Origin of the sequence: Frankia sp. AgKG'84/4, assembly GCF_023242965.2 — a bacterium.
Classification (GTDB): Bacteria; Actinomycetota; Actinomycetes; order Frankiales; family Frankiaceae; genus Frankia.
Genome location: NZ_JALKFU020001059.1, coordinates 1 through 1,569 on the forward strand (window position 1 = coordinate 1; position 1,569 = coordinate 1,569).

The 1,569-nt window shown below is 70.8% G+C and carries 2 protein-coding genes; both read right to left on the reverse strand.

Annotated elements, in window-relative coordinates; genetic code table 11:
* Positions 1-2: 2 nt before the first annotated feature.
* Positions 3-1,148, reverse strand: a complete 1,146-nt coding sequence (locus MXD58_RS27255) for a thiolase family protein (RefSeq protein ID WP_248841482.1) — start codon at positions 1,146-1,148, stop codon at positions 3-5.
* Between the two features lies 1 nt (position 1,149).
* On the reverse strand, positions 1,150-1,569 hold a 420-nt coding region (locus tag MXD58_RS27260; RefSeq protein WP_248841483.1), incomplete at its 5' end, for a Zn-ribbon domain-containing OB-fold protein.

A 1,569-nucleotide genomic window follows, 5' to 3' on the forward strand; every position in this document is an offset into this window, starting at 1 on the left:
GGTCAGGTGGTGATGATGGAGACGCCGGCCGTGCCGGGGGCGCCGTAGAGCTGGGCGTAGCCGACGCGTGGGGTGCCGGGGACCTGGCGTTCGCCGGCCTGGCCGCGGAGCTGAAGGACGAGTTCGTGGATCTGGCGCAGGCCGGAGGCGCCGATCGGCTCGCCGTTGGCGATGAGGCCACCGTCGGTGTTGACGGGCAGCCGTCCGCCGATCTCGGTGGCGCCTTCGGCGAGCAGCTTCTCCTGCTCGCCGTCGGCGCACAGGCCGTTCTCCGCCATGTGGATGATCTCGGCGCCCGCGTCGGTGTCCTGTAGCTGGACGACGTCGACGTCCTCCGGCCCGACGCCGGCGGCCTCGTAGGCGGCCCGCGACGCGTACACCGTCGGCGCCGGCGCCTGGTCCACGGCGGCCCAGGTGGCGTGCACCTCGTGCGTGCCGTAGGTGCGGGTGCGCAGCGCGGTGGCCCGCAGGTAGATGGGGTGGCTGGTGTAGCGGTGGGCGAGGTCGGCGCGGCAGAGCACGACCGCGGCGGCGCCTTCGTCGGGGCTGCAGAACATGTAGTTCGTCAGCGGGTAGTTGAGCATCTTCGAGTCGAGGATCTGCTGTTCGGTGAGCGGCTTGCGGCGGAACGCGTTGGGGTTCAGCCCGCCGTTGCGGTAGTTCTTCGCGGCGACCCGGGCGAGGGTCTGGTGGGAGATCCCGTGGTCGTGCAGGTAGCGATTGATCTTCATGCCGAAGAACTTGGTGGTCAGGAAGTGGCCGATGTCGCCGTACCAGCTGGGCGCGCTGTAGTGCACCGGGTCGGCGGTGAAGGCGCCGTGGCTGTGCTTGTCCATGCCGACCGCGACGCCGAGGTCGTACTTGCCGGCGCGGATGGCGTCGGCGGTCAGTTCGATGGCCGTGGCGGCGGTCGCGCAGCCGTTGTAGACGTCCATGAAGGGGATGCCGGTCAGGCCGAGCAGGCCGACGACGGCGTCGGGGTTGTCGACCTCGCGGCTGCCGCCGAAGGCGAACTGGATCTGCTTCCACTCGACGCCGGCGTCGGCGAGCGCGGCGCGGATCGCCTCGGCGCCCATCTGGATCGCCGACTTGTCGCCGAAGCGTCCGAACGGGTGGATACCCACCCCGATGATCGCGACGTCGGTCATCTCAGCGGTTCCCTTCAACGGGCTCGACGGGCTCGAAGGCGTACGACATCACCTGGGTGCCGTCCTCGTCGGTGCGGAACGGGAAGATCACCAGCCGCAGCCGCATGCCGAAGCTGATCCGCGTCGGGTCGGCCACGGTGAGGCGGCCCTCGACGCGCACCTCGTCGCCGAGCTGGACGAGGCCGACCGCGAACGGAGTGAACGTCTGCGGCGTCTCGCCGCTGGCGTAGGGCTCCTTGGGCAGGAACTCCTGCGTCGTCCAGGTCCACAGCGTCCCCTCGCGGGGCAGCAGGTGGCGCGCCATCTCCACCGAGCCGCAGCGCGGGCACGACGGCTGCTCCGGGAAGGTCACCGCCGCGCACTGCTGGCAGCGCGACCCGATCAGCGCGGGATCGTCCGCCGGCCAGGTGAACACGTCGGG